The organism is Streptomyces sp. BA2 (assembly GCF_009769735.1).
In the GTDB taxonomy this organism is placed as follows: domain Bacteria; phylum Actinomycetota; class Actinomycetes; order Streptomycetales; family Streptomycetaceae; genus Streptomyces.
The window spans coordinates 8,896,934-8,923,255 of the sequence record NZ_WSRO01000002.1 but is presented as its reverse complement, the minus strand read 5'-3'; the positions used below and the strand labels follow the sequence as shown (position 1 = coordinate 8,923,255).

Genomic DNA, 26,322 nt, shown 5'->3' with positions numbered 1-26,322 from the left:
TCGGTTGCTGCGATGACCGGAAGCTAGGGCAGACGGCCCGACCGCGGCTTCGTCGTGCTCGACAACGTGGGGCGGGGCACTCATCGTGGGTTACGAAGAGCAGTCGGCCCCTGGCTCACTCCCCACCCGGCAGCGGCAGCTCCGGATGGTGCCGCAGCGCCTCCAGTACGGCGCTCACCGCCGCGCGAGGCGGTGAGCCGCGGCGGATCGCCGCCGTGATGGTGCGCGTCACGGGAGAGGCGAGTTCCCTGGTGGCGACGCGATAGCGGCGGTCGACCGCCAGGCCGGGCAGCAGCGCGATCGACAGCCCCGCCTCGACGTGTTGCAGGGTCATCATGTAGTTGCTGAACCGGCACACCACCCGGGGCTCGAAGCTCGACTGACGGCACAGGCGCAGCGCGAGATTGGCCATGTACGACTGCGGGACGTCGAACGCCCACGACTCGTCCGCGTACGCCGCGAGGTCCACGGCACCGCGGCCGGCCGCGGGATGGTCGGGCGGGACCACCAGCAGGATCGGGTCCGTGGCCAGCGGCACGATGTCGAGGTCCGGTCCGAGCGGCAGCTCGTCGAAGTCCGTGGTCGTGATGATGATGTCCGCGTCGCCGCCCCGCAGCGCGGGCATGCTCGCGTGCGGCTCCAGCTCGAGGAGCTCGACGTCGAGGTGCGGATGCTTGCGCGCCAGGCGGCTCACCGCAGGCACGGCCATCGTGTGGATCGCGCTCTGGAACGCCCCGAGCCGCACAAGCCCGGCCGGTTCCTCGCCGAAGCCGCGCAGCTCCGCCTCCACGCTGTTCATGTGGTCGAGGATCGCCCGCGCCCTGCGGGCGAGGATCAGCCCGGCCGGGGTCAGCCGCACCCGGCGCCCCGTCCGTTCGAGCAGCTGCGTACGCGTCTCGGTCTCGAGCACGGCGAGCTGCTGGGACACGCTCGACGGGCTCAGGTTGGCGGCCTGGGCGACCGCCCTGACGGTGCCCAGCGTGTCGAGCTGGCTCAGGAGCCGCAGCCTCCAGGGGTTCATCACGCCCCTCATTGTTGTGCGGTTTTCCCGAACAGGAAAGCCGGAATCGTGAGATGGACGTGTCGCTCAACTGCCGCCTACCGTCGGCGACATGACCGCTCCGACCACGACCGCTTCGACCACCGCCCCGCTGTCCACCGGCGCCTTCTGGGAGGACGCCGAGAGGCATCTCGTGCGCTACGGCGGCGAGTTCACCCGCGAGATCATCGAACGTGCCGCCGGAAGCTTCCTGTTCACCGCGGACGGCCGGAAGATCCTCGACTTCACCTCCGGCCAGATGAGCGCGATCCTCGGCCACTCGCATCCCGAGATCGTCGCGACCGTCCGGCGGCAGATCGCGTCCCTCGACCACCTCTTCAGCGGCATGCTCAGCCGCCCGGTGGTCGACCTCGCCCGGCGCCTCGCCGACACGTTGCCCGCGCCGCTGGAGAAGGCGCTGCTCCTGACGACCGGCGCCGAATCCAACGAGGCCGCCATCCGCATGGCCAAGCTCGTCACCGGCAGGCACGAGATCGTCTCCTTCGCGCGGTCCTGGCACGGCATGACGCAGGCCGCCGCGTCCGCCACCTACAGCGCGGGACGCAAGGGCTACGGTCCGGGGGCGCCCGGCAACTTCGCCATCCCCGTGCCGAACGCGTACCGGCCCGACTTCACGACGGACGACGGCTCCCTGGACTGGCGGCGCCAACTGGACTTCGCCTTCGACCTGATCGACGCCCAGTCGACCGGCAGCCTGGCCTCGTGCCTCGTCGAGCCGATCCTCAGCTCGGGCGGCATCATCGAGCCACCGCCCGGGTACTTCGCGGCCCTGCGCGCCAAATGCCGTGAACGCGGCATGCTGTTGATCCTCGACGAGGCCCAGACCGGCCTGTGCCGCACAGGGACCTGGTACGCGTTCGAGCGCGACGGCGTCGTGCCCGACATCCTCACGCTGTCCAAGACGCTGGGTGCGGGGCTGCCTCTCGCGGCCGTGGTGACCAGCGCCGAGATCGAGCAGGAGGCGCACGAGCGCGGATTCCTGTTCTTCACCACGCACGTCGCCGACCCGCTGGTGGCCGCGGTCGGCAACACCGTCCTCGACGTCCTGGTCGGCGACAAGCTCGACGAGCGGGCGCGGGCGCTCGGCACGTTCCTCCACCGAGGCCTGACGGACATCGCCTCGCGGCACGCCGTCGTCGGCGACATCCGCGGCCGTGGCCTGCTGGCCGGGCTCGAACTCGTCGTCGACCGCGAGACCAAGCAGCACTCGAACGAGCTGGGCGCGCTGGTCACTCGGCGCTGCCTCGAACTCGGGCTGCACATGAACATCGTCCAACTCCCCGGTATGGGCGGGGTGTTGAGGATGGCCCCGCCGCTGACCGCCACCGAGGACGAGCTGTCGCTCGGCCTGACGATGCTGGACCAGGCGATCGGCGAGGCCGGCGCTTCTGTCTGAGGTTCAACGCCTCTCTCTGAGGTTCAACGCCTAAGGCTGCCTGCCTTGGTCGCGCGTTGCGCGAAGACGTCCTCGCGGCGCTCTTCCATCTGCCGCAAGGCGTCCTTGCGGTCCCGCTTGGACAGCCGGTCGAGATACGTGTGGCCGACGAGGTGATCGGCCTCGTGCTGCAGGCACCGCGCGAAGTAGCCGGTGCCCTCGATGGCGAGAGGGCTGCCGTCCTTGTCCAGACCGCGGACGACGGCACGGTCGGTGCGCGGGACCGCCATGGCCGCGCCGGGCACGGACAGGCAGCCCTCGAATTCGTCGACGAGTCGGCGGCTGCCCGGATCGGGCAGCTCCAGAACGGGGTTGATGATGTGGCCGACGTGCCGGATCCCGTCGTCGTCCGGGCAGTCGTAGACGAACAGCCGCAGGTCGACGTCCACTTGGTTGGCGGCGAGCCCGGCACCGTCGGCCACGTACATCGTCAGGAACATGTCGTCGATGAGCGCCGACAGTTCCGCGGTTCCGAACTCGGTCACCTCCCGGCAAGGACGGCTGAGGATCTCCTCACCCACCACCGTGACCCGGCGCACCGAACCCCGTTCCGCCTCGGGTGGCAGTGCGGCGTACGTGTCGACGGGCCGACCTTGCACACGGACGCGCCGGTCCACCAGGTGGGACCGGTCGTGACGATCGGACATCGCTGTCTCCCCATTCTTTCTGCGACTTCTCTCTGCGGCTTGCCAAGGCCTTTGCAAAGTAGCAGACTTTGCAAAGTGACCGAAGACGACCTCACCCCCTCCCCCGACGCCGCCGACCCCGCTGCCGACCCCGCCGACGCACTGCGCGAGCACGAGGTCCGTACGGCCCTGATGGCTCTGCTGGCCGAAGTCGGCACCGTGACGGCGACCGAAGCCGCCGCCCGGCTGGGCTACAGCTCGGGCCTCTGCTCGTTCCACCTTCGGCAGCTCGCACGTCACGGGCACATCGAGGAGGCCCCGCACCACGGGGGGCGCGCACGCCCCTGGCGCCTGAGGCAGGACGACCCCACCGCCGGTGGGCCCTCGGACGAGGAGTTCGGCGACCTGGCCCGCGGCCTTGAGGACGAGAGCTGGCAGCGATGGCTCGCCCAGCGCGACCGGGCACCGGCCGAATGGCGCCGCGACGAAGCGTTCAGCGCCATCGCCTATCTGACCCCCGAGGAGATGAGCCGGGTCGCGGACACCGTCCGCCGGGCACTCGCCCCCTACCAGGACCGCGAGCAACGCCCCCTGGCCCGGCCCGCCGGAGCCCGCCCGGTGGCCCTCATCACCCGCCTGTTCCCCTTGCTGGCGCAGCCCGATTCCGGTGCGGACGGGGGAGGCACTCCCCCGGCAGGTACCTAGTTGGTACCTTGGACGTATGCCGTCTCTGAACGTGACCTTCACCGACGAGGAGCTCAAGGGTGTCCGCGCGGCCGCGGCGGCCGAGGGCAAGAGCCTCAAGCAGTACCTTCACGACCTCGGAGTCCGTGAAATGGAGCGCCAGAAGTTCGTCGCGGGCGCCTCCGCCTGGGCCGACAAGCTGCGGGCCGAGTTCGACGCGGCCAACCCCGAGGAGATTCCGCCCTCCAAGCGTCACGAGGGGACCGCGGCCGCCTGATGGTTCTGTACGTAGACGTCTCCTGGCTCCTTGACGTCCAGGAGTTCGCGGTCGCCCCCGAGGACATGACGGTGTCGGACTACTCCGCGCTCGTCGCCGCGGTCGCACGCCACAAGACGAAGCTGCCGACCCTGGAGTCCGCCGACCCGGATGCCGCCTGGCGCGCCGCCGCTCTGCTGCACACCATCGTGCGCCTGGAGCCACTGCCCTACCGCAACAGCCTGTACGCGGCGTTAGTCGCGGCCCAGTACATGGACCAGTCGGGCGAGGGCATCGATCCGCCCTACGGAGCGCTGTCCGACCTCATCCGGAAGATGCGCGACAGCCGGATAAGCGTCTACACCGTCGCCGACCGGATCAGGTCCTGGAAGGTCTGATCACAGAGACCCTGCCCCGCCCTGCCCCGCCCTCTCACTGACCTGCGAACGCGCTGCTCTTCAGCGACGACAGCAGGTGGGCGGTGTCCTCGTACACCTCCGCCGCTCCGGCCCGGGAGAGGTCGTCCCGGGGGATGCCACCGCTGAGCACGGCCAGGGGCGTGACGCCCGCGCGTCGTGCGGACTTCATGTCCCAGACCGAGTCGCCGACGAACACGCTGTCCCGTGCCTTCGCACCGGCCAGGTCGAGCGCGTGGGTGACGGGCTCCGCCGCGGGTTTGCCCGCGTCGACGTCATCGGCGCTGGCCGTCGCGGTGATGACGTCGTCCGCGTCGACGGCGGCACGCAGCGCGTCGAGTTCGGCGCCGCCCGCAGAGGTGGCGAGGACGATGGTCCATCCCTCCCCCGCGAGGGAGCGCAGCAGTTGTCCGGCGTCCTCGAAGGCTTCGAGCCGGTCGAAGTGGGTGCCGTAGAGCGTCTTGTGCGCGGCGCTGATGGCGTCGTCCTGTTCCGGATCGCGGTCGTCGCCGAGGACGTGTTCGATCAGGTCGGTGCCGCCCAGGCCGATCGCGTGGTGCACCGCGCGCATCGGCACTCGGTGCCCCGCCTGCCGGAACGCCTCCCACCAGGCGGTGACGTGCAGGTAGTTGGTGTCGACGAGCGTTCCGTCGACGTCGAACAGGGCGGCACGCTTCACGAGGGCTCCATTCACGATCTCTGTTCACGGTCCGTTCACGGTCTTTCGTGGGATTTCACCGTAATCGCCGCACCGGCGGCACGCATGGCGCAAAAGTGGCGGCCTGCCATTCCGCTTCGCGGGTACTCGGCGCCTCGCTCTCCCGCTCGTACCGTTTGTCCGCCCAGGCACCGAGGAGGCCCGGATGACGTTCCATCCCCGTGAGCAGCAACGTGTTCCGCTGGAGTGGCACAGGGGGACGGACCGGTGACGCGGCGGTCCCTGCTCTCCGGTGCGCTGGTCGGCGTCGGAGTTGCGGCGTTCGTCGACGAGATGGTGTTCCATCAGCTGCTGCACTGGCACCACTTCTACGACAAGGCTTCGAGCGAGGCCGGTCTGGTCTCCGACGGGATCTTCCACGCCTTCGGCTGGCTGGCGATGGTCGCGGGCCTCTTCCTGTACGCGGACCTGTGGCGCCGGAACGCCCGGCACCTCACCGCCTGGTGGTCGGGCCTGTGTCTGGGGCTCGGCGGCTTCCAGCTGTACGACGGCACGTTCCAGCACAAGGCGCTGGAGCTGCACCAGATCCGCTACGGCGTGGACCTTGCGCCGTACGACTGGACCTGGAACGTGATCGCCGTACTGTTCCTGGTCGCCGGAGCGCTGCTGTTGGTCCGGGCCCGCCGATGACGGCAGTGGTGCTGCTCGTGGCCGTGGGCTGTCTCGGCTATGTGGCGGCGGCCCGGCAGCTGCGTCGGCGCGGCGACCGCTGGCCGCTTCCCCGTGACGCGGCGGTCTGCGCGGGCGGCGCTGCGCTCATCGTCTCGGTCGCCGCTCCGTGGGACCAATGGCCGCCGTTCACCGGGCACATGGCCGCCCATCTGGGCACCGGCATGATCGCGCCGCTGCTGTTCGTCCTTGGGCGGCCCGTGACGTTGGCACTGCGGGCCCTGCCGGTGGGGCCCCGGCGGCGGCTTCTTTCCTGCGTACGTTCCCGGCCGGCGGCCCTGCTCGTGTGGCCGCCGCTGGCCGCGCTCATGCACATCACCGGACTGTGGGCGGTGTACCGCACGCCGGTCATGGCCGCCGCGCACCACCGGCCGTGGCTGGACACGCTCGTCAGCGTGCATCTCCTGGCCTCCGGCGTCCTGTTCGCCTTCGCCGTCCTGGCCCTGGACCCGCTGCGCCATCGCGCCGGTTTCGCGCTGCGGGGCGGAGCCCTGCTTGCCGCGTCGGCCGCGCACGGCATCCTGGCCAAGTCGCTCTACGCCGCCGGCCCGCCCGGCACCTCCTTCACCACGGCCGACCTGCACCTGGCGTCGTACGTCATGTACTACGGCGGGGACGTGGTCGGTGTCGCGCTGGCCGTGCTCCTGTGCCACCAGTGGTACGCGGCCGAAGGCCGGGCCCTTGTCCGGGCTTCCCGGTCGCGCCCCGCATCGTCGTAAATGCGTCCGCCCTGTACCGCTGCCGCGTACCGGAGGCCCCGCGGGGTACCCGGCGTGCACCCCGTCCCCGTAATCCGGAGGTCACATGCTGTCCGAGACCGTCACCGTGCCCAACGGCGAGGGGGCACTCATCGGCGAACTGACCGTGCCGGACACGGTGTTCGGCGTCGCGATCCTCGCCCGCGTCGGCGGCGGCTCCCGGCACAACCCCCGCAGCCGGGCCGTGGCAGGCACACTCCACAACTCCGCACTCGGAACGCTGCTCATCGACCTGCTCACTGCCGACGAAGCGGCCACTGTCAGGGCAACTGGCCGACAGCACAACGACGTTGGCCAGTTGACGCATCGCCTGACCGCGTCCGTCGACTGGCTCGCACCCCGCGTCTCCGATCTGCCGGTCGGCCTGTTCGGCGCGAGCACCGGAGCGGCGGCCGCGCTCGGGGCCGCCGCCGCGAGGCCCGGCCTGGTGGACACGGTGGTCTGCCCCGCCGGTCGCCCCGACCTGGCCGGCGACGATGTGCTCGGCCATGTGCACGCCCCGGTCCTGCTCCTCGTCGGGGGACGCGACACCGAGGTTCTACGGCGCAACCGGGAAACAGCCAACCGGCTTCGTGTCCTCAGCCGCCTGCGGGTGATCCCCGATGCCACGCATCTTTTCGATGAACCGGGAGCACTGGACGAGGCCGCCTCCGTGGCGGCCCGGTGGTTCGCCGGTATGGGGCAGGCGGAGATCTGAGCGTCCCCGACCGGCGCCGGCGGAGGAGCACACCACTGATCATGTGACCGGCATCACAGTGCGCCATCCCACATCCTCAGGTCATCATATGACCCGATCGCCGCAGGGATTCAGAGCTGAGACGAGGATGGGCATGAACGACCAGGACAGGTCGGCACGGCCGCGCGTGGGCGTGGTGGGCCTCGGGGCCATGGGGCTCGGCATGGCGCGCAGCCTGCGGGACGCGGGCTTCGATGTGGGTGTCCATGATCTGCGGCCCGACGTGGCCTCGGCCTTCGCCGTGGACGGCGGCACCGCCTACGCCTCCGCCGGTGAACTGGCGGCATCCGTCGACGTCCTGGTCGGCGTCGTGGTCAACGCCGCCCAGGTCGAGTCGGTCCTGTTCGGTGACGGCAACGGTGACGGTGACGGCGGCGCGGCCGAGCGTCTGCACCCGGGCTCCGTCTACGTCATGTGCTCCACCGCCGACCCCACCTGGTCCGCCGACCTCGAACGGCGCCTGGCCGAGCGCGGCGTGCTCTACCTGGACGCTCCCATCTCCGGTGGCGCCGCGCGGGCGGCAAGTGGACAGCTCACCATGATGACTTCGGGCGCTCCCACCGCGTACGCGATCGCCGGTCCGGTGCTCGATGCCATGAGCAGCACGGTGTACCGCCTGGGCGACGAGGCCGGGATCGGCTCCAAGGTCAAGGTCGTCAATCAGCTGCTCGCGGGCGTGCACATCGCCGCGGCGGCGGAGGCGATGGCGCTGGGCATCAAGGCGGGCGTACCCGCCGACGCGCTCTATGAAGTGATCACGCACAGCGCCGGCAACTCGTGGATGTTCGAGAACCGCATGGCGCATGTGCTCGCCGGTGATTACACGCCGCTGTCCGCGGTCGACATCTTCGTCAAGGACCTGGGTCTTGTACTCGACGCGGCCCGGCCGGAGAAGTTCCCCCTCCCCCTGGCCGCCACCGCCCACCAGATGTTCCTCCAGGCATCGGCCTCCGGTCTGGGCGGCGAGGACGACAGCGCGGTGATCAAGATCTTCCCGGGGATCGAGCTGCCCGGACAGGACACGGGCATCGAGCTGCCCGGCCAGGAAGAGGTCTGACGTGGGAATCCGACTCGGTTGCATCGCCGACGACTTCACCGGCGCCACTGATCTGGCCAACAACCTGGTACGCGCGGGCATGCGCGTGGTCCAGCTGATCGACGTACCGCCCGTCGGGGCCGAACAGCCCGTCGACGCCGACGCCGTCGTCATCGCGCTCAAGTCGCGGACCACCCCGGCGTCCGAGGCCGTCGCGGCCTCACTACGGGCGCTGGAGTGGCTGCGCTCCGCGGGCGCCGAGCAGATCTACTTCAAGTACTGCTCGACCTTCGACTCGACACAGGCCGGCAACATCGGTCCCGTCACCGAGGCCCTGATGGACGCCATCGGCACCGATTTCACGGTCGCCACCCCGGCGTTCCCGGACAACGGGCGCACCGTGTTCAAGGGCCATCTCTTCGTCGGCGACGTGCTCCTCAGTGAGAGCGGCATGCGGCACCATCCCCTCACGCCGATGACGGATTCCAACCTGGTGTCCGTGCTCGGTGCGCAGACCGCGCGTCCGGTCGGCCTCATCGACCACACCGTGGTCGCCGCCGGTGCCGAGGCGATCCGGGAGCGCGTCGACAGGCTGCGCAAAGAGGGTGTCGGCACCGCGATCGTCGATGCGGTGTCGAACGACGATCTTCTGCGGCTCGGTGCGGCGGTCAAGGGGCTGCCGCTGGTGACCGCTGGGTCAGGTCTGGCGATCGGTCTGCCCGCGAACTGGGGGTTCGAGTCGTCCCCCTCCGCTGCCCAACTGCCGCCGCACGGCGGCCAGCGGGCCATCGTCTCCGGATCGGTGTCCACCGCCACCAACGGTCAGGTGCAGGAGTTCCTGCGCGGCGGCCGGCCCGCGTTCAGCGTGGATCCGCTGCGGATCGCGGCAGGCGAGGACGTGGTCGGGCAGGCCCTGTCCTACGCCGCGACGCATCTGCCCGAGGGGCCGGTCCTCGTCTACTCCACCGAGGCGCCCGAGGCGGTCAAGGACGTCCAGGGTCGGCTCGGGGCCGCCGAGGCCGGTGAGCTCGTCGAGCGGACCCTGGCCCGCGTCGCCCAGGGGCTCGTGGAGCTGGGTGTCCGTCAGCTGGTCGTCGCCGGTGGCGAGACCTCGGGCGCGGTCGTCCAGGCGCTCGGCCTGACAGGCCTGCGCATCGGACCGCAGATCGACCCGGGTGTGCCCTGGTGCGCGGCCGCCCTGCCCGACGGGGACCCGCTCCACATCACGCTGAAGTCCGGCAACTTCGGCGGCCCCGACTTCTTCACCGCGGCCTTCGCCCGCCTCGACTCCGCCCGCCTCGGCCTCGCCTGCCTCGACTCCGCCCGCCTCGACGGGGAGACGGCATGACCGAGCCGCTGAGCACTGAAGTGGCCGCGGCGCGCTCCGAGATCGTCCGCGTAGGCACCAGCCTTTTCGCCCGGGGCTACGTCCACGCCAGCGCCGGCAACATCAGCGCGCGGGTCGGCGATTCCCACCTGATCACGCCCACCGACGCCGCCCTGGGTTTCCTGGAACCCGAGCGCCTCGCCCTGGTCGACGCCGCGGGCGAGCAGATCGCGGGCGACCGCGCCAGCAAGACCCTCACCCTGCACCGCCGCATCTGTGCCGCCGACCCCACGGCACGGTTCGTCATCCACACCCACTCCACGCATCTGGTCGCGCTCACCCTGGCCGGCGTGTGGAGTCAGGACGACGTGCTTCCGCCCCTCACGCCGTACTACGTCATGAAGGTCGGGCACGTCCCGCTCATCCCCTACCACCGGCCGGGCGACCCCCGCGTGGCCGACCTGGTGACCGGCCGTATCGCTGATCGCGCGGCGGGACGCACGCCGATCAGGGCCGTGCTGCTCGACCGTCTTGGCCCGGTGGTCTGGGGCCCGGACGCCGCATCCGCTCTCGCCGTCCTCGAAGAACTCGAGGAAACGGCGCGCCTCTGGCTCCTGACCGACCGTCGCCCCGAGCCGCTCACCTCCCCCGCTCTCGACGAACTGAGGTCCGTGTTCGGCGCCTCTTGGTGACCGCACACCGCACCGCACGCCGCCCGTCGGAGAATCCCCTGAGCCGCAGTAAGGATTCCGCATGTCCACGTCCACCGCGACGGCCGAGACCCCCGAACTCGCCCGTGAGAACGCCGTGTTCCGCAAGGTCGTTCTCCGTATCGTCCCCTTTCTGATCCTGTGTTACGTCTTCTCCTACCTGGACCGCGTCAACGTCGGCTTCGCCAAGCTGCAGATGTCCGACGACCTGGGCCTGAGCGAAGCGGCGTACGGCCTCGGCGCAGGTCTGTTCTTCATCGGCTACTTCATCTTCGAGGTCCCCTCGAACCTGATGCTGCAGCGCGTGGGCGCGCGCACCTGGATCGCCCGGATCATGATCACGTGGGGTCTGGTCTCGGGTGCGTTCTCGTTCGTCACGAACGAGACGACGTTCTACGTGCTCCGCTTCCTGCTCGGAGCCGCGGAGGCCGGCTTCTACCCGGGTGTGATCCTCTACTGCACCTACTGGTTCCCCTCCCACCGCCGGGCCCGCGTGATCGCGATGTTCATGTCGGCGATCCCCGTGGCAGGCATCTTCGGCAACCCGCTCTCCGGCTGGATCATGGACACCTTCGACGGGGTCAGCGGATGGCAGGGCTGGCAGTGGATGTTCCTGCTCGAAGCGATTCCGGCGCTCCTGATCGGTGTCGCGACGATGTTCTACCTCGACAACGGGGTGCGCAGCGCCAAGTGGCTCTCCGAGGAGGAGAAGGACATCGTCGAGGCGGCGATCGCCAAGGACACCGCGCACCAGAAGCACGGCCGGGTCTGGGACGGGTTCCGTGACGCCAAGGTGTGGCTGATGTGCCTCATCTACTTCTGCTTCGTGATGGGCCAGTACGCCCTGACCTTCTGGATGCCCACCTTCGTCAAGTCGACCGGCATCGAGGACAACTTCACGATCGGGGTGCTCAGCGCAGTGCCGTTCGTGGCCGCGCTGATCGCGATGAACCTGTTCGGACGCTCCGCGGACAAGCGCCGCGAACGCCGCTGGCACCTGGTGATTCCCAGCCTCATGGGCGCCGTCGGCTTCTCCCTGGCCGCCGGGTGGAGCGGATCGACCGTGCTGTCCCTGATCGCCCTGTCCTTCGCCGCGGCCGGCGTGCTCACCTGCGCCCCGCTGTTCTGGTCGCTGCCCACCGCGTTCCTCGGCGGCACCGCCGCGGCGGCCGGGCTCGCTCTGATCAACTCGGTGGGCAACCTGGCCGGCTTCGTCAGCCCGTACATGATCGGCGGCCTCAAGGACGCCACGGGCTCGACCTCCATCCCGATGTACGTCCTGGCCCTGAGTCTGGTCATCGGCGCGGCCGCCGTGCTGACCACCAAGAAGGACGTCGTCAACCGTTGACCGGGGCCACACCCGGCCGCCCCGGCCCCACCCCAGGAGCAAGCATGCCGAGGTTCGCCGCGAACCTGTCCATGATGTACACGGAAGTCGACTTCCTCGACCGCTTCTCCGCGGCGTCGGCGGACGGCTTCGAGGCCGTCGAGTACCTCTTCCCCTACGCCTACGAACCCGCCGAGCTGCGCCGCCGGCTCGACGAGCACGGCCTGCGGCAGGTGCTGTTCAACGCACCGCCCGGCGACTGGGACTCCGGGGAGCGGGGCATCGCCTCGCTGCCCGGCCGTGAGGGCGAGCTCCGCTCCGGGATCGGGCGGGCCCTGGAGTACGCCGCGGCGCTCGGCTGCGGCCAGGTGCACGTGATGGCCGGTCTCCTGCCGCGGGAGGCGACGGCGACCCAGCGGGCCGCGCACCGCGACACCTACCTGTCCAACCTGGCCTGGGCCGCCGAGCGAGCCGCCGCCGTGGACGTCGACCTTCTGATCGAACCGATCAACGGCCGTGACATGCCGGGCTACTTCCTGCACCGGCAGGCCGACGCGCATGCTCTCGTACAGGAGGTGGGCGCCTCGAACCTCAAGGTGCAACTCGACCTGTACCACTGCCAGATCGTGGAGGGCGACCTCACCACGACACTGCGCCGCGACCTTCCCACCGGACGCGTCGCCCATCTGCAGATCGCCGGCGTGCCCGACCGCCACGAGCCCGACCGGGGCGAACTCAATGTCCGCCATCTGCTCGACGTCGTCGACGAGTTGGGCTTCGACGGGTGGATCGGCTGCGAGTACATCCCACAAGCCGGTACGAGCGAGGGGCTCGGCTGGCTCAAGGACAACCGCTGGCTCAAGAACGAACGCTGGCTCAAGAACGACCGAGGAGAACACGCATGAGGATCGTCATCACCGGTGGCTTCGGCTTCCTTGGGCAGCAGGTCGCCGACGCCCTGCTGAAGCGGCGGACCCTGTGCGGGGCGCCCATCGAGCAACTGGTGCTCGCCGATCGGTTCGTGCCCACCGAGGCTCCGGTGGCGGCCGACCCGCTGGTAAACGTCGTCCAGGGCGACTTGAGCGAGCGCCTCGACGACATCTTCGCGCGGCCCGTGGACGTCCTGATCCACCTGGCATCAGCGGTCTCCGCCGAGTGCGAGGCGGACTTCGACCTCGGCATGAGCGCCAACCTGGACACCACCCGCGCGCTGCTCGACGCCGCTCGCGCGCAGTCGGCCGCGGGCGGACCGATCCCCCGTGTGGTGTTCTCCAGCAGCGTCGCGGTCTACGGCTCCGACCCCGCGCTGCCGCTGCCGCCCGTGGTCAGCGAGTCGACGCTGCCCACGCCGCAGTCCAGCTACGGGGCCCAGAAGCGCGTCTGCGAGCAGCTGGTCGCCGAGTACACCCGGCGGGGCTTCGTCGACGGACGCGTGGCGCGCCTGATGACCGTCGCGGTGCGGCCGGGCAAGCCGAACGCGGCCGCCTCCGGCTTCCTGTCCGGCATCATCCGCGAGCCCCTGGCCGGCCTGCCGGCCACCTGCCCGGTCAGCCCCGGCCTGCGGGTCGCCCTGGCCTCGCCTCGGCGTACCGTCGAAGGCATCCTCCGCATCGCCGAGGCCGGGCGCGGCAGTGGCCCGGGCGAGCTGGAGGGCGGGCTTCCGGTCAACCTTCCGGCGCTGACGGTGACGGTCGCGGAGATGCTGGAGACGCTGCGCCGGGTGGCCGGGGGCGCCGTGGCCGACCGGGTGGCGGTCGCGCCGGACCCCGCCGTCGAGGCGATCGTCGGCTCGTGGCCCGCCGCCTTCGACAACGCGCGCGCCACGGCGCTCGGCCTGCGGCCCGACGAGAGCTTCGAGTCGGTCGTCCGGGCGTACGTCGATGACCACCCCGAAGCCGTCACCGCCGCAGACCTGCCCGCGCCCGGGGCGATCAGGCCCTGACGGATAGACTGACGAGCATGTTCTCCAAGGTGAGTGGCCCCATTCGGCTCGCGGACCGGGTCGCCGCGATCCTCTCGGAGGAGATCGAGTCGGGCCGTCTGGCCGAGGGCGACAAGCTGCCGACCGAGGTCGAGTTGGTCAAGCAGCTCGGCGTCAGCCGCACCGTGATCCGCGAGGCCGTCTCCCGGCTGCGCAACGCGGGCCTCGTGGAACCGCGCCAGGGCCGTGGCGTGTTCGTCATGCCCCGGCGCACCAGGCCGCTCGACCTGGAGGCCGAGGCCTCGGGCACCAAGTCCAAGGTGCTGCAGATCGTGGAGGTCCGCCGCGCCATGGAGGGCGAGGCGGCTTCGCTGGCGGCCACCCGGGCCACGCCGGACGACGTCGCCCGGATGCGGCAGTCGCTGGCCGCGATCGACAAGGCGGTGGCGGCCGGCGGCGACGGGGTGGACGAGGACCTGGCGTTCCACCAGTCGATCGCCGAGTCGACGGGGAATCCGGTGATGGTCTCGACCGTGCGGTACTTGGGCGAGGTCATGCGCGGCGGTATCCGCGTCACGCGGGCCAACGAGGCGCGGCGCGACGACTTCATCGAGGCCGTGCGGGTCGAGCACCACGCGATCCTGGCGGCCATCGAGTCGGGCGACGCGGGGGCGGCCCGCAGCGCCGTACGCCGTCACATGAAGCACGCGGCGTCCCGGCTTCAGGACGCGGACGAGGGTTTCTGGACGGAGACGGACGAGCTCGATGTGGACTTGGACCGCCCCTGAGCCGACCCCGTCACCTGACCGGTGACAGGGTCGTCACCTGACCGGGGGACGGGAAAGGACGACCAGGGATCGCGGTTCCACACTCAGCGTCGTGTCGGCCTTGTGCTCCGTCTCGTCCGGCGGTCCGCTGGGTTCTGACGTGTCGAGCAACGTCGTCCAGCACCTTCCGTACGTGACGTCGGGAAGCCGGAACTCCATAGGCTCCCAGTAGCAGTTGAACAGTACGAGGAAGGAATCGTCGACGACGGTCCGGCCGACGCGGTCCCGTTCCGCGATCGCGTCGCCGTTGAGGAAGACGGCCACCGCGTGCGCGTCGGGCCGGTCCCAGTCCGTCGTCGTCATCTCCGCGGCGTCCGGGCGCAACCAGACCAGGTCCGGCAGCGGCTGCCCCTGGCGCGTGACGGTGTCGCCACGGAAGAAGCGGCGGCGGCGCAGGATGGGGTGTTCGGTACGCAGCGCCACCACCCGGCGGGTGAAGTCGAGGAGGTCCTCGCGTTCCTCGTCGAGGTCCCAGTCGATCCACGTCGTCTCGTTGTCCTGGCAGTACGCGTTGTTGTTGCCGAGCTGGGTGCGGCCGAGTTCGTCCCCGTGGCCCAGCATCGGAATGCCCTGGGACAGCATCAGCGTCGCCAGGAAGTTGCGCTGCTGCCGGGCCCGCAGGGCGCGTACCTCAGGGTTGCGCGTGGGGCCTTCCGTGCCGCAGTTCCAGGAGCGGTTGCTGCTCTCGCCGTCCCGGTTTCCCTCGCCGTTGGCCTCGTTGTGCTTGCTGTCGTACGAGACCAGGTCGCGCAGGGTGAATCCGTCGTGGGCGGTGATGAAGTTGACGCTGGCGCGCGGACGGCGCCGGTCGCGCTGATAGAGGTCGGCGGATCCCGTGAGGCGTGAGGCGAACTCGGCGAGTGTCCGGTCGCCCCCGCGCCAGAAGTCCCTGACGCAGTCGCGGTACTTCCCGTTCCACTCGGACCACAGCGGCGGGAAGTTGCCCACCTGGTAGCCACCGTCACCGAGGTCCCACGGTTCGGCGATCAGCTTGACGCGGCTGATCACGGGGTCCTGCTGGATGAGGTCGAAGAAGGCGGAGAGCCGGTCCACCTCGTGGAACTGCCGGGCGAGGGTGGCGGCCAGGTCGAAGCGGAATCCGTCGACATGGCACTCGGTGACCCAGTAGCGCAGTGAATCCATGAGCAGCTGGAGGACGTTGGGGTGGCGCATCAGCAGGCTGTTGCCCGTCCCCGTGGTGTCGTAGTAGCGGCTGAAGTCGTCGTCGGACAGCCGGTAGTAGGACGCGTTGTCGATGCCGCGGAAGGAGAGAGTGGGGCCTTTCTCGTTGCCCTCCGCGGTGTGGTTGTAGACCACGTCGAGGATCACTTCGAGGCCTGCCGCGTGCAGGGCCTTCACCATCGACTTGAACTCGGTGACCTGTTGCCCGAGCGTTCCGTGGGCCGCGTAGGTGTGATGCGGCGCGAAGAATCCGATCGTGTTGTAGCCCCAGTAGTTGGACAGACCCTTGTCGAGCAGGAATCCGTCCTGGACGTACTGGTGCACCGGCATCAGTTCGACCGCGGTGACCCCCAGGGAGGTCAGGTGGTCGATGACGGCCGGTGCGGCCAGGCCCGCGTAGGTGCCGCGGAGTTCTTCGGGAACGCCGGGGTGGGTCCGGCTCAGTCCGCGTACGTGCGTCTCGTAGATGACCGAGTCGGCGTAAGCGTGCGAGGGCGGGCTATCGCCGGTCCAGTCGAACGTCGGATCCACGACGACCCCGCACAGGGCGGCCTGCCCGGCGCCGTCGCGGGACGCCGCCCCACGCGCGGGTGCGGTCTTCGGCGGCTTGTCGTCGCGGAGGTCGTGGACCGCTCTGGCGTAGGGATCGAGCAGGAACTTCTTTGGGTCGCAGCGATGACCGGCGGCGGGCATCCACGGGCCGTGCACCCGGTATCCATAGCGTTGGCCCGGGCCGACGTCCGGCAGGTAGCCGTGCCACACCGAGCCGTCGGCCTCCGTGAGCGTCACGGCCTCCTCGACGCCGTCCGCGTCGAGGAGGATGAGGTCGACCTGCTCGGCCACCTCGCTGAACAGGGCGAAGTTCGTCCCGTCGCCGTCGTAGGTGGCACCCAGCGGGAAGGGTCGGCCGGTCCACACGTGCACAAGGTCTCCCGTCGTCGTCCCTGGGTTCGACCATCGGGCATGCGGCGGGTGCGCGCCCTTCCGGGAGCGCACCCGCCGTCGCGGTCCGGTCAGGCGGGGCCGGCGACCTCGATGGGCGTCGTACGCTCCGGCGCGCCCACGGCCACCGGCTGTGGAACGGCGCGGGGCAGGGGCCGCGCCTCGATCGTGATGGGCGCCGGGCTCTTGGGAACGAGCGGTTCGCGAAGCTCCGTACGACTGCGCAGCGAGAACCACACGATGTGCTGGTCGTCGGCGGTGCAGCTGCCCCACCCGTCACTGAGCGCCGCGATCTCGGCCAGGGAGTGCGGCTCGACGCGATGCTCCCCTTCGGTGTCCGGATCGTCGTGCGAGACCGCGGTGATCAGGTGCTGTCCGGTCCACCAGGTCTCGATCGCGGTCCGTCCCGCGGAGGTGTTCCGTGCCGCCGGCTCCAGCAGGAGGCCGACCCCACGCGACACGTCCGGTACGAGCTGTTCGAGCCCCCAGTACCTCAGATGGGCGGCCAGGATGCGTCGGATCTGACCGACGCGCTCAGGCACCAGATCAACGTCGAGGTGGTAGTAGCGGGGCACTGCGTGGTGGTTCATCGTTCTTGCTCCTCACCGCGGAGCTCGCGCTCCGACGCTTCGACGGAGCCGTGATGCGCACAGAGCGTGAGCAGTGTTCGCTTGAGAGTCAGCAACCACCTTCACCCCCCTACTCCATTCGTGCAACACGAGAGTGATCGGCCGAGCGCTCTGCGTTCAACAGGACGGCGCGCGCTTCACCTCGCACCATGAGGGAGGGAGCAAACCCGCTGTGATGGCTCGCTCCCCCTCCGTGAACGGCCCGCGAGCCCGCCGGGACTCGCCGTCGCGGAGGTTCAGGAGGTCGAGTGCGATGCGGACGGAGCGCGTCACAGATGACGTCGATCGGCAACTGGTGAGGTACCGCGCATGGCAGCGCCGCTTCCTCGCCTCCCCCGGCGACCCCGCGGTGCGGGCGCGGTTCGAGGACGCCGTGGCCGCACTGTGCGCGGTGACGAGCCGACGCTGCGGTCGGGAGGCGGCCGAGGCCGCGGAACGCCCGCCGGATCCCCGGCCGCGGGGCGGCACGGCCCCGCCCGGGGAGTGACGGACGCAGGAGACGAAGCCGCAAGGAACGAAGGCTCACGGAACGCAGCCGAGACGAACAACGCACCGGACGACCCCGGAGGTGGACAGCATGTCGGTGGACCCCAGCCACGTCCGCATCCCCATCGAGGATGTGCGGCCCTGTGTCCATGGCGGCCTGCGCCCGGCGAAGGCAGTCGTCGGCGAAGCCGTCGAGGTCACGGCCCTCGTGTTCGCCGAAGGCTCCGCCGTGATCGGCGCCGAGGCGGTCCTGTACGCGCCCGACGGCCTCACCGTCCGGCGCCGGGCCATGCGGGAGCTGGAGCCGGGGACGGACCGCTGGGCCACCGACGTCACGCCGGACGCGATCGGCCACTGGTCTTTCACCGTCGTGGCGTGGACCGACCCCATGGCCGCCTGGCAGCGTGACGCGGTGATCAAGGTGCACGCCGACGTGGACACCGGGGTCACCCTGGAGGACGGGGTCGGGCTCTTCGAGCGGGCGCTCGACCAGGCACCCGACGACGCGGCGCGCTCCACCCTGCGGGCGGCGCTCGGTCTGCTGCGCGACGACACCCGCACCCCGCTGGACCGTCTTGCGGCGGCCACGGCACCGGAGGTGCGCGCGCTCGTGTCGGCCCACCCTCTGCGCGAACGCCTCACCGAGAGCGCGCCGTTGCCGCTGCTCGTGGAGCGGGAGCGGGCGCTGTTCGCGTCCTGGTACGAGTTCTTCCCGCGCTCGGAGGGTGCCATCGTCCGTGAGGGCGCGCCCCCGAAGTCGGGCACCTTCCGCACGGCCGCCGAGCGGCTGCCTGCGATCGCCGCGATGGGCTTCGACGTCGTCTATCTGCCGCCCATCCACCCCATCGGAACCACCTTCCGCAAAGGGCCCAACAACTCCCTCTCCCCCGGCCCGCACGACGTCGGCGTGCCCTGGGCGATCGGCTCCCCCGAGGGCGGCCACGACGCGATCCACCCCGACCTTGGCACCCTGGAGGACTTCGACGCCTTCGTACGCCGCGCCGGCGACCTGCACCTCGAAGTCGCCCTGGACTTCGCCCTGCAGTGCTCCCCCGACCACCCCTGGGTGGACAAGCACCCCGAGTGGTTCCAGCACCGCGCCGACGGCAGCATCGCCTACGCGGAGAACCCCCCGAAGAAGTACCAGGACATCTACCCGCTGGCCTTCGACCGCGACATGCCCGGCCTGATCGCCGAGACCCTACGCCTGCTGCGGTTCTGGATGGACCACGGCGTGCGTATCTTCCGCGTCGACAATCCCCACACCAAGCCGGTCGCCTTCTGGGAGCAGGTGCTTGCCGACATCAACCGCACCGACCCCGACGTCATCTTCCTGGCGGAGGCCTTCACGCGCCCGGCCATGATGCGCACCCTGGCCGCCATCGGCTTCCAGCAGTCCTACACGTACTTCACCTGGCGCAACACCAAGTCTGAACTCACCGCATACGTACAGGAGTTGGCCGGTGAAACGGCTGCCTACATGCGGCCGAACTTCTTCGTCAACACCCCCGACATACTGCCTGAGATCCTCCAGAACGGCGGCCGCCCGGCCTTCGAGCTGCGGGCGGTGCTCGCCGCGACCCTCTCGCCGACGTGGGGCCTCTACAGCGGCTACGAACTCTGCGAGGGCACGCCGCTCGAGCCCGGCAGCGAGGACTACCTGGACTCCGAGAAGTACCAACTGCGGCCCCGTGACTGGAAGTCGGCGGAGCGCGAGGAACGCACCATCGCGCCGCTGATCACCACACTCAACGCGATCCGTCGACGCCATCCGGCGCTGCACCGGCTGCGCAACGTGCACTTCCACTCCGTGGACAACGATCAGGTGATCGCGTACAGCCGTCATGTGCCCGGCGACACGGTGCTGGTGGTCGTGAACCTCGACCCGCACCACGCCCAGGAAGCGACCGTACGCCTCGACCGCACGCGTCTGAACATCCCGCCCGGCTCGTCCTTCCGCGTGCGCGACGAACTGACCGACGAAACCTACACGTGGGGCGAGGCCATCTACGTCCGTCTGACGCCGGGCGTGTCCCCCGCGCACGTATGCGCGGTCGAGTGAGGAAGCACGCGCCCCCAGCCGTGCGGCAACGGAGGATGCATGACCATCAACAAGCCTGTGTCCGACCTGTTCGAGGACACGCCCGCCAAGGACCGGGACCCCGAGTGGTTCAAGCGCGCCGTCTTCTACGAGGTCCTGGTCCGCTCCTTCCACGACAGTGACGGCGACGGCATCGGCGACCTCAAGGGCATCACCGCCAAGCTGGACTATCTGCAGTGGCTGGGCGTCGACTGCCTGTGGCTGCCGCCGTTCTTCACCTCACCACTGCGGGACGGCGGTTACGACGTGGCCAATTACGTCGCCGTCCTGCCCGAGTTCGGTGATCTCGGGGATTTCGTGGAGTTCGTGGACTCCGCGCATCAGCGGGGCATGCGCGTGATCATCGACTTCGTCATGAACCACACCAGCGATCAGCACCCGTGGTTCCAGGCATCGCGCAACGACCCCGAGGGCCCCTACGGCGACTACTACGTCTGGGCCGACGACGACAAGCAGTACCAGGACGCGCGCATCATCTTCGTCGACACCGAAGCCTCCAACTGGACCTTCGACCCGGTGCGCAAGCAGTACTTCTGGCACCGCTTCTTCTCCCACCAGCCCGACCTCAACTACGAGAACCCCGCCGTCCAGGACGAGATCATCTCCGCCCTGCGCTTCTGGCTCGACCTGGGCATCGACGGCTTCCGCCTGGACGCCGTGCCCTACCTCTTCGCCGAAGAGGGCACCAACTGCGAAAACCTCCCCCGCTCCCACCACCTGCTCAAACGCGTCCGCGCCGAGATCGACGCCCACTACCCCGACACCGTCCTGCTCGCCGAGGCCAACCAATGGCCCGAAGACGTCGTCGACTACTTCGGCGACTTCAAAGACGGCGGCGACGAATGCCACATGGCCTTCCACTTCCCCGTCATGCCCCGCATCTTCATGGCCGTCCGCCGCGAATCGCGCTACCCCGTCTCCGAAATCCTCGCCAAGACCCCCGCCATCCCCTCCGGCTGCCAATGGGGCATCTTCCTGCGCAACCACGACGAGCTCACCCTCGAAATGGTCACCGACGAAGAACGCGACTACATGTACGCGGAATACGCCAAAGACCCCCGCATGCGCGCCAACATCGGCATCCGCCGCCGCCTGGCCACCCTCCTGGACAACGACCGCAACCAGATCGAACTCTTCACCGCCCTGCTCCTGTCCCTGCCCGGCTCACCGATCCTCTACTACGGCGACGAGATCGGCATGGGCGACAACATCTGGCTCGGCGACCGCGACGCGGTGCGTACGCCGATGCAGTGGACACCCGACCGCAACGCGGGCTTCTCCTCCTGCGATCCGGGGCGCCTCTACCTCCCCACGATCATGGACCCGGTCTACGGCTACCAGGTCACCAACGTCGAAGCCTCCATGTCATCCCCCTCCTCCCTGCTCCACTGGACCCGCCGGATGATCGAGATCCGCAAACAGAACCCCGCCTTCGGACTCGGCTCCTACCTCGAGCTCGCCTCCTCCAACGGCGCCGTCCTCGCCTTCCTGCGCGAGTACAACGACGACCTGGTCCTGTGCGTGCACAACTTCTCCCGCTTCGCGCAACCCACCGAGCTCGACCTCCGGGCCTACGACGGCCGCAACCCCGTCGAACTCATCGGCGGAGTCCGCTTCCCCGCCATCGGCGAACTTCCCTATCTCCTCACCCTCGCCGGACACGGCTCCTACTGGTTCCGACTCTGCGAAAGAGCGCCCCGGACCGTGCGTTCCAAAAAGTGATCGGACGTGATGCTGATGTCTTCGCCTCTGCTGCTGTCGTACGACACCGAACCTCATCCCATCGCCAGCCCGACGCTGGCGGCCCTGTTGAGCCGCTGGCTGCCAAGGCAAAGATGGTTCGCTCACCGGGAGCGTGCCGTCACCGGCGTCTACGTGACAGCCGCGACGGAGCTGGCCCCCGACGTCTTTCACCTGCTGGTGCGCGTCGAGCAGGACGGACTCCCCCAGGACTCCGCCTGTTACCAGTTGTTGCTGGGCGCCGTCACCAATCTGCCGCCCCGTCTGCACGGCTGCCTCCTGGGCCGGATGGAGGGTTCCCACGGCCAGGACCTGCTGGTCTACGACGCGCTGTACGACCCCCGGGCCACGATCCTGCTCCTCGACCGGATACGGCGCGGCGGCGCCACGGGAGCGCTCCGCTTCGAGTCGTTCCCGCGCTCCGCGGTTCCCGCGGGCCTCATGCCGCACGTCCTGGAGGCCGAGCAGTCGAACACGTCCATCGTCTACGGCGACGAGGTCATCCTGAAGCTGTTCCGCCGGGTGCAGCCGGGCATCAACCCCGACCTGGAGATTCCAGGGGTGCTTGCCCGGCACGGATACACGCGCGTGCCCGCGCCCGTCGCCTGGTTCCACACCTCCCAGCCGTTCTGGGGCACGCTCGGCGTCGTGCAGCGCTTCCTCCGCGGGGCGACGGACGGCTGGTCCCTGGCCCTGCAATCGGCGCTCGCCCATGGTGACTTCTCCGATCAGGCCCGGGAACTGGGCCGGTTGACGGGCGAGTTGCACGTGGCACTCGCCGAATCGTTCCCCGTGGGCGAGCCGACCGCGGAGCACCACACACGCCTGGCCGACCAGATGACGCACCGGCTGCTGCACGCGGCGGCCACCGTTCCCGCGCTGCGCTCGCACGTGCCGGGCCTGCGGGAGGTCTTCATCAAGCTCGCCACCGCGGACGGCGGTCTGCACCTGCAGCGCATCCACGGTGATCTCCACCTGGGTCAGGTGCTGCGGGCCGACGGCCGGTGGCATGTCGTCGACTTCGAGGGCGAGCCCGCCAAACCCCTGGCGGAACGGCGCGCCGATCGCTCTCCGATCCACGACATCGCCGGCATGCTGCGTTCCTTCGACTACGCCGCCCACGTCGAGAAGGGGGCCAGGCCGGAGTGGGCGGCGCGCTGCCGTACGGCCTTCTGCGAGGGATACGGCGCGACCGGCCTCTTCGATCCGCAGGACATCCCGGTGCTTCTGCACGCGCACGAGGCCGACCGGGCCGTCTACGAAGTCCTCTACGAAGCGACGCACCGCCCTGACTGGATCACCGTCCCCCTGCGGGCCGTCGCACGTCTCGCCCGACACCACTGACCGCCCGCCCGGTTCGAGGAGCAGCACACATGGCCGTCACCGACGTGTCCCCAGCCGCAACAGCCACCACTGCGACCTCGGCAACCACAGCCGTCCGCGGTGCGTGCGCGATGCCCCCACTGGCCGCCGCCGAACGGGACCGGCTGTTGCGCGGCGCCCATCACGACCCGCACGCCGTACTCGGTGCGCATCCCGTGCCCCACGGCGTACATCTGCGCTGCCTGCGGCCCGGCGCGAAGGCGGTGTCCGTCGTGCTGGACGGCCTCGCGTGGGAGCTGCACGACGAGGGCGACGGCCTGTTCTCGGGCGGCATTCCCATGGCCCAGGGGCCCACGCCCTACCAGCTTCGCGTGCACTACCCCGAGGCCGTCCTGGAGATGGAGGACCCGTACCGCTTCCTTCCCACCCTGGGCGAGCTGGATCTGCACCTCATCTCCGAAGGCCGCCACGAGCAACTCTGGACGGCGCTCGGCGCGCATGTGAGAGAGCACCAAGGGGTCCAGGGCACACGATTCGCCGTGTGGGCCCCCAACGCGGTCGGCGTGCGGATCTGCGGCGACTTCTGCCACTGGGACGGAACCGCGCTGCCCATGCGGTCACTCGGGTCATCGGGCGTGTGGGAGCTCTTCGTGCCCGGCCTGGGCGAAGGGACGATGTACAAATTCGAGATCACCCGAGGCGACGGCTCCCGTACGCAGCGCGCGGACCCGATGGCGCGCCGCACGCAGACCCCACCGGCGACGGCCTCCGTCGTGACGAGCAGCCACCACGTGTGGGGCGACGCCCGATGGATGGAGCACCGGGCCGACCGCCCCGTCCACGAAGCTCCCATGTCCGTGTACGAGGTTCACCTCGGCTCGTGGAGACAGGGATCCACCTACCGCGAACTGGCAACGGAACTGGCGGACTATGTACGGGAGTTGGGCTTCACTCATGTCGAGCTGATGCCCGTGTCCGAGCACCCCTTCGGCGGCTCCTGGGGCTATCAGGTCACGGGCTTCTACGCCCCCACGGCACGCTTCGGATCTCCCGACGACTTCAAGTACCTGATCGACACGCTGCACCAGGCCGGAATCGGCGTCCTCCTGGACTGGGTCCCCGGCCATTTCCCGCGCGACGACTGGGCCCTGGCCGCGTTCGACGGCCCACACCTGTACGAGCCGCAGGATCCCCGGCAGGCCGAGCACCCCGACTGGGGCACGCTGGTCTTCGACTACGGCCGCAAGGAGGTCCGCAACTTCCTCGTAGCGAACGCCACTTACTGGTGCGAGGAGTTCCACATCGACGGTCTTCGCGTCGACGCCGTCGCCTCGATGCTCTACCTCGACTACTCGCGCGAGGACGGCGAATGGTCCCCGAACATGCACGGAGGCCGCGAGAACCTCGACGCCGTCGCCTTCCTCCAAGAGATGAACGCCACCGTCTACCGCCGCTGTCCGGGCGTCGTCACCATCGCGGAGGAGTCCACGGCGTGGGACGGGGTCACCCGGGCCACGGACCACCCCTCGGCGGCCGGACTCGGAGGTCTGGGGTTCGGGCTCAAGTGGAACATGGGCTGGTCCCATGACTCCCTGGCCTACATCTCCCACGAGCCCGTGCACCGCAAGTACCACCACGACGAGATGACGTTCTCGATGGTGTACGCCTACAGCGAGAACTACGTCCTGCCTCTCTCCCACGACGAAGTCGTGCACGGAAAAAGGGCGTTGGTCGACAAGATGCCGGGCGACTGGTGGCAGCGGCGCGCCAACCACCGCGCCTACCTCGCCTACATGTGGGCCCACCCCGGCAAGCAACTCCTCTTCATGGGACAGGAGTTCGCGCAGGGAGCGGAGTGGTCGGAACGCGAAGGGCCTCAGTGGTGGGTGCTCGGAGAGAATCACCCGGCGCACCTGGAGCACCGGGCGATCCAGCATCTCGTAGCCGATCTGAACCAGCACTACGTCGCGACGCCGTCCCTGTGGGAGCGGGACACCTCCCCGTCCGGCTTCACCTGGATCACCACTGACGCCGCCGAGGACAATGTCTTCGCCTTCCTCCGCCACGCCTCCGACGGCAGCCCGCTCATGGCCGTCTTCAACTTCTCGCCGGTGGTCCGCCACGACTACCGGCTCGGGGTACCCCCCGAGGCGGGTGAAGCCTGGGAAGAGATCCTCAACACCGACGCGTCGCGCTACGGCGGCGGCGGAGTCGGAAACGATGCCCCCGTCCGGCAAGAGCCCCAGGCCGGCCACGGCTTCGCCGCATCCATCACGTTGACTCTTCCACCGCTGGCGGGTGTCTGGCTGAGGCCACACGCGTCCGCGTGACGACGAACGCACGCTTCAGGCCTGTGGCTGTCCCTGCGGGTCCTCGCTCAGGAAGTCGGTGACCAGTTCGGGCGGGTTGGCGGCTCGGGTCAGGGTGAACATCTCGTCGGGGTCGAACATGTCGTAGAGGATCACCGGCAGGGGCCGTCCGAGAACGCTGACGATGTGACCGTCCTCGTGGAGTCGGCGCGCGACGCCGACGCAGAGTTCGTGGAACTGTTCCGCAAGCACTTCGCCGCGTTCGTCCTGCTCCTCCTCGGCGAGGCCGCCCTCCTCCTCGTACCAGAGGTCTTCGGCCACCGCTTCTTTCCGGTGCAGATCGGCGCCGAACGGGTCGTGTGCGGGGTCGTGGCCGATGACGCGGACGCCTTCCAGCCCCGACGGCGGGAAGTAGGCGTAGTTCCAGCGGGTCTCCCAGGGCTCCGACCCGTTCGTCTCCGCGAGCTGCCGAGCCACCTCGGTCTCGGTGGTGTAGCCGATCGCCAGGTACGGGAACCTCGGGTCCTGGTCGACGCTGTCGATCCGGAACGTGACCGCGTAGATGTCGGCGGTCACCTCTTCGGGGAACTCCGCCAGGGTGCGAGCGGACATCTCCGCCATGTGCTGCCGGAAGGTCGTCAACGGCTCTTCTCCTCGATGACCGCGGTGGCCTCGACCTCCACCAGATGTTCGGGGACGTCCAGCGCCGCAACGCCCACCAGCGTGCCCGGCGGTACCGGCGTGACCCCCAGCTTCGCGGCCGCCCGTGCGACGCCCTCTCCGAAGAGGGGCATCTTGTCCGGCGTCCAGTCGACGACGTACACGGTCAGCTTCGCCACGTCGTCGAAGGAGGCGCCGACCCCGGCGAGGGCCGTGGCGACGTTGAGGTAACACTGCTCGACCTGAGCGGCGAGGTCGCCTTCGCCCACCGTGACTCCCTCGGCATCCCAGGAGACCTGCCCGGCGAGGAACACCAGCTTCGAACCCGTCGCGACCGACACCTGCCGGTAGGAGTCGGTCTTCGGCAATCCGTCGGGATCTACCAGAGTGATGGCCATGCTGTCTGTCTCCTTGGTCTCCGGTGGTTACTGGGAAACCTTAGGA

The 26,322-nt window shown here is 69.6% G+C and carries 26 protein-coding genes; 19 read left to right on the top strand and 7 right to left on the bottom strand.

Features of this window, described 5'->3' with window-relative positions:
* Positions 1–115: 115 nt before the first annotated feature.
* A complete protein-coding gene (locus E5671_RS42740; protein ID WP_202121477.1) occupies positions 116–1,021 on the bottom strand; it encodes a LysR family transcriptional regulator in 906 nt (301 codons plus the stop codon).
* Positions 1,022–1,112: 91 nt separating this feature from the next.
* On the opposite strand from E5671_RS42740, the gene E5671_RS42735 reads away from it, so the two are divergent.
* Positions 1,113–2,456: an aspartate aminotransferase family protein gene (locus E5671_RS42735; protein ID WP_160509577.1), complete on the top strand. Its 1,344-nt coding sequence runs from the start codon at positions 1,113–1,115 to the stop codon at positions 2,454–2,456.
* 23 nt (positions 2,457–2,479) lie between these two features.
* Here E5671_RS42735 and def read toward each other — a convergent pair whose 3' ends face one another.
* Positions 2,480–3,142, bottom strand: a complete 663-nt coding sequence (gene def / locus E5671_RS42730) for a peptide deformylase (protein WP_160509576.1) — start codon at positions 3,140–3,142, stop codon at positions 2,480–2,482.
* Between the two features lie 75 nt (positions 3,143–3,217).
* Between def and E5671_RS42725 the strand changes: the two genes are divergently transcribed.
* Genes E5671_RS42725 through E5671_RS42715 form a run of 3 tightly spaced genes read left to right on the top strand, consistent with a single transcriptional unit; the run spans position 3,218 to position 4,459 of the window.
* Positions 3,218–3,826 (top strand): ArsR family transcriptional regulator, encoded by a 609-nt coding sequence (locus E5671_RS42725; protein WP_160509575.1) that lies wholly within the window; start codon positions 3,218–3,220, stop codon positions 3,824–3,826.
* A gap of 16 nt (positions 3,827–3,842) precedes the next feature.
* Positions 3,843–4,082, top strand: a complete 240-nt coding sequence (locus tag E5671_RS42720) for a hypothetical protein (protein WP_160509574.1) — start codon at positions 3,843–3,845, stop codon at positions 4,080–4,082.
* A complete protein-coding gene (locus E5671_RS42715; RefSeq protein ID WP_160509573.1) occupies positions 4,082–4,459 on the top strand; it encodes a toxin Doc in 378 nt (125 codons plus the stop codon). The genes E5671_RS42720 and E5671_RS42715 overlap by 1 nt, the downstream gene beginning before the upstream one ends.
* Positions 4,460–4,493: 34 nt before the next feature.
* Here the strand turns inward: E5671_RS42715 and E5671_RS42710 are convergent, their stop codons facing one another.
* Positions 4,494–5,156, bottom strand: coding sequence for an HAD hydrolase-like protein (locus E5671_RS42710; protein ID WP_160509572.1), 663 nt, complete (start codon positions 5,154–5,156; stop codon positions 4,494–4,496).
* 246 nt (positions 5,157–5,402) lie between these two features.
* Here E5671_RS42710 and E5671_RS42705 point away from each other — a divergent pair, with 246 nt between their 5' ends.
* The 10 genes from E5671_RS42705 to E5671_RS42660 all read left to right on the top strand — a co-directional run bounded on the left by E5671_RS42705 (position 5,403) and on the right by E5671_RS42660 (position 14,467).
* The gene (locus tag E5671_RS42705; protein ID WP_336606006.1) at positions 5,403–5,825 is read left to right on the top strand and encodes a DUF2243 domain-containing protein; all 423 of its coding nucleotides are present in this window, start codon (positions 5,403–5,405) and stop codon (positions 5,823–5,825) included.
* Positions 5,822–6,583 carry a cytochrome c oxidase assembly protein gene (locus tag E5671_RS42700; RefSeq protein WP_160509571.1) on the top strand — a complete coding sequence of 254 codons (762 nt, stop codon included), beginning with the start codon at positions 5,822–5,824 and terminating at the stop codon, positions 6,581–6,583. The genes E5671_RS42705 and E5671_RS42700 overlap by 4 nt, the downstream gene beginning before the upstream one ends.
* 85 nt (positions 6,584–6,668) lie before the next feature.
* A complete protein-coding gene (locus tag E5671_RS42695) occupies positions 6,669–7,319 on the top strand; it encodes a dienelactone hydrolase family protein (protein ID WP_160509570.1) in 651 nt (216 codons plus the stop codon).
* A gap of 133 nt (positions 7,320–7,452) precedes the next feature.
* Positions 7,453–8,415 carry an L-threonate dehydrogenase gene (ltnD, locus tag E5671_RS42690; RefSeq protein ID WP_160509569.1) on the top strand — a complete coding sequence of 321 codons (963 nt, stop codon included), beginning with the start codon at positions 7,453–7,455 and terminating at the stop codon, positions 8,413–8,415.
* Position 8,416: 1 nt separating this feature from the next.
* Positions 8,417–9,742 carry a 3-oxo-tetronate kinase gene (gene otnK / locus E5671_RS42685; protein ID WP_160509568.1) on the top strand — a complete coding sequence of 442 codons (1,326 nt, stop codon included), beginning with the start codon at positions 8,417–8,419 and terminating at the stop codon, positions 9,740–9,742.
* Positions 9,739–10,413: a class II aldolase/adducin family protein gene (locus tag E5671_RS42680; protein ID WP_160509567.1), complete on the top strand. Its 675-nt coding sequence runs from the start codon at positions 9,739–9,741 to the stop codon at positions 10,411–10,413. Before otnK ends, E5671_RS42680 begins: the two co-directional genes overlap by 4 nt.
* A gap of 61 nt (positions 10,414–10,474) precedes the next feature.
* Positions 10,475–11,779, top strand: a complete 1,305-nt coding sequence (locus tag E5671_RS42675; RefSeq protein ID WP_160509566.1) for an MFS transporter — start codon at positions 10,475–10,477, stop codon at positions 11,777–11,779.
* A gap of 44 nt (positions 11,780–11,823) precedes the next feature.
* Positions 11,824–12,663, top strand: coding sequence for a 2-oxo-tetronate isomerase (otnI, locus tag E5671_RS42670; RefSeq protein ID WP_160509565.1), 840 nt, complete (start codon positions 11,824–11,826; stop codon positions 12,661–12,663).
* Positions 12,660–13,700 (top strand): D-erythronate dehydrogenase, encoded by a 1,041-nt coding sequence (gene denD / locus E5671_RS42665; protein ID WP_160509564.1) that lies wholly within the window; start codon positions 12,660–12,662, stop codon positions 13,698–13,700. Before otnI ends, denD begins: the two co-directional genes overlap by 4 nt.
* Before the next feature lie 17 nt (positions 13,701–13,717).
* Positions 13,718–14,467 carry a FadR/GntR family transcriptional regulator gene (locus E5671_RS42660; RefSeq protein WP_160509563.1) on the top strand — a complete coding sequence of 250 codons (750 nt, stop codon included), beginning with the start codon at positions 13,718–13,720 and terminating at the stop codon, positions 14,465–14,467.
* A 33-nt stretch (positions 14,468–14,500) separates the two neighbouring features.
* Here E5671_RS42660 and glgX read toward each other — a convergent pair whose 3' ends face one another.
* The gene (glgX, locus tag E5671_RS42655; protein ID WP_160509562.1) at positions 14,501–16,612 is read right to left on the bottom strand and encodes a glycogen debranching protein GlgX; all 2,112 of its coding nucleotides are present in this window, start codon (positions 16,610–16,612) and stop codon (positions 14,501–14,503) included.
* A gap of 89 nt (positions 16,613–16,701) precedes the next feature.
* Positions 16,702–17,220, bottom strand: a complete 519-nt coding sequence (locus E5671_RS42650) for a pep a2 (RefSeq protein ID WP_160509561.1) — start codon at positions 17,218–17,220, stop codon at positions 16,702–16,704.
* A 292-nt stretch (positions 17,221–17,512) separates the two neighbouring features.
* On the opposite strand from E5671_RS42650, the gene E5671_RS42645 reads away from it, so the two are divergent.
* From E5671_RS42645 to glgB, 5 genes are all read left to right on the top strand, one after another.
* Positions 17,513–17,746 (top strand): DUF5133 domain-containing protein, encoded by a 234-nt coding sequence (locus E5671_RS42645; RefSeq protein WP_160509560.1) that lies wholly within the window; start codon positions 17,513–17,515, stop codon positions 17,744–17,746.
* A gap of 90 nt (positions 17,747–17,836) precedes the next feature.
* Positions 17,837–19,807, top strand: a complete 1,971-nt coding sequence (locus E5671_RS42640) for an alpha-1,4-glucan--maltose-1-phosphate maltosyltransferase (RefSeq protein ID WP_160509559.1) — start codon at positions 17,837–17,839, stop codon at positions 19,805–19,807.
* 39 nt (positions 19,808–19,846) lie between these two features.
* Positions 19,847–21,568, top strand: a complete 1,722-nt coding sequence (treS, locus tag E5671_RS42635; RefSeq protein WP_160509558.1) for a maltose alpha-D-glucosyltransferase — start codon at positions 19,847–19,849, stop codon at positions 21,566–21,568.
* A gap of 9 nt (positions 21,569–21,577) precedes the next feature.
* Complete coding sequence (locus tag E5671_RS42630) at positions 21,578–22,930, top strand: maltokinase N-terminal cap-like domain-containing protein (protein WP_160509557.1); 1,353 nt, start codon at positions 21,578–21,580, stop codon at positions 22,928–22,930.
* A 110-nt stretch (positions 22,931–23,040) separates the two neighbouring features.
* The gene (gene glgB, locus E5671_RS42625) at positions 23,041–25,239 is read left to right on the top strand and encodes a 1,4-alpha-glucan branching protein GlgB (protein ID WP_237330950.1); all 2,199 of its coding nucleotides are present in this window, start codon (positions 23,041–23,043) and stop codon (positions 25,237–25,239) included.
* 15 nt (positions 25,240–25,254) lie between these two features.
* Here glgB and E5671_RS42620 read toward each other — a convergent pair whose 3' ends face one another.
* Both E5671_RS42620 and E5671_RS42615 read right to left on the bottom strand, forming a co-directional pair.
* Complete coding sequence (locus E5671_RS42620) at positions 25,255–25,860, bottom strand: hypothetical protein (RefSeq protein ID WP_237330368.1); 606 nt, start codon at positions 25,858–25,860, stop codon at positions 25,255–25,257.
* Complete coding sequence (locus E5671_RS42615) at positions 25,857–26,276, bottom strand: RidA family protein (RefSeq protein ID WP_160509555.1); 420 nt, start codon at positions 26,274–26,276, stop codon at positions 25,857–25,859. The genes E5671_RS42620 and E5671_RS42615 overlap by 4 nt, the downstream gene beginning before the upstream one ends.
* Between the last annotated feature and the right edge of the window lie 46 nt (positions 26,277–26,322).

Excerpts from the sequence above, each read along its gene's own strand:
- E5671_RS42650 (WP_160509561.1), bottom strand. The coding sequence starts at position 17,220 with ATGAACCACCACGCAGTGCCCCGCTACTACCACCTCGACGTTGATCTG.
- treS (WP_160509558.1), top strand. The coding sequence starts at position 19,847 with ATGACCATCAACAAGCCTGTGTCCGACCTGTTCGAGGACACGCCCGCC.
- E5671_RS42720 (WP_160509574.1), top strand. The coding sequence starts at position 3,843 with ATGCCGTCTCTGAACGTGACCTTCACCGACGAGGAGCTCAAGGGTGTC.
- E5671_RS42700 (WP_160509571.1), top strand. The coding sequence starts at position 5,822 with ATGACGGCAGTGGTGCTGCTCGTGGCCGTGGGCTGTCTCGGCTATGTG.
- E5671_RS42615 (WP_160509555.1), bottom strand. The coding sequence starts at position 26,276 with ATGGCCATCACTCTGGTAGATCCCGACGGATTGCCGAAGACCGACTCC.
- denD (WP_160509564.1), top strand. The coding sequence starts at position 12,660 with ATGAGGATCGTCATCACCGGTGGCTTCGGCTTCCTTGGGCAGCAGGTC.
- E5671_RS42630 (WP_160509557.1), top strand. The coding sequence starts at position 21,578 with ATGCTGATGTCTTCGCCTCTGCTGCTGTCGTACGACACCGAACCTCAT.
- E5671_RS42675 (WP_160509566.1), top strand. The coding sequence starts at position 10,475 with ATGTCCACGTCCACCGCGACGGCCGAGACCCCCGAACTCGCCCGTGAG.
- E5671_RS42740 (WP_202121477.1), bottom strand. The coding sequence starts at position 1,021 with ATGAACCCCTGGAGGCTGCGGCTCCTGAGCCAGCTCGACACGCTGGGC.
- E5671_RS42645 (WP_160509560.1), top strand. The coding sequence starts at position 17,513 with ATGCGGACGGAGCGCGTCACAGATGACGTCGATCGGCAACTGGTGAGG.
- def (WP_160509576.1), bottom strand. The coding sequence starts at position 3,142 with ATGTCCGATCGTCACGACCGGTCCCACCTGGTGGACCGGCGCGTCCGT.
- E5671_RS42660 (WP_160509563.1), top strand. The coding sequence starts at position 13,718 with ATGTTCTCCAAGGTGAGTGGCCCCATTCGGCTCGCGGACCGGGTCGCC.
- otnI (WP_160509565.1), top strand. The coding sequence starts at position 11,824 with ATGCCGAGGTTCGCCGCGAACCTGTCCATGATGTACACGGAAGTCGAC.
- ltnD (WP_160509569.1), top strand. The coding sequence starts at position 7,453 with ATGAACGACCAGGACAGGTCGGCACGGCCGCGCGTGGGCGTGGTGGGC.
- E5671_RS42715 (WP_160509573.1), top strand. The coding sequence starts at position 4,082 with ATGGTTCTGTACGTAGACGTCTCCTGGCTCCTTGACGTCCAGGAGTTC.
- E5671_RS42735 (WP_160509577.1), top strand. The coding sequence starts at position 1,113 with ATGACCGCTCCGACCACGACCGCTTCGACCACCGCCCCGCTGTCCACC.
- E5671_RS42640 (WP_160509559.1), top strand. The coding sequence starts at position 17,837 with ATGTCGGTGGACCCCAGCCACGTCCGCATCCCCATCGAGGATGTGCGG.
- glgB (WP_237330950.1), top strand. The coding sequence starts at position 23,041 with ATGCCCCCACTGGCCGCCGCCGAACGGGACCGGCTGTTGCGCGGCGCC.
- E5671_RS42680 (WP_160509567.1), top strand. The coding sequence starts at position 9,739 with ATGACCGAGCCGCTGAGCACTGAAGTGGCCGCGGCGCGCTCCGAGATC.
- E5671_RS42695 (WP_160509570.1), top strand. The coding sequence starts at position 6,669 with ATGCTGTCCGAGACCGTCACCGTGCCCAACGGCGAGGGGGCACTCATC.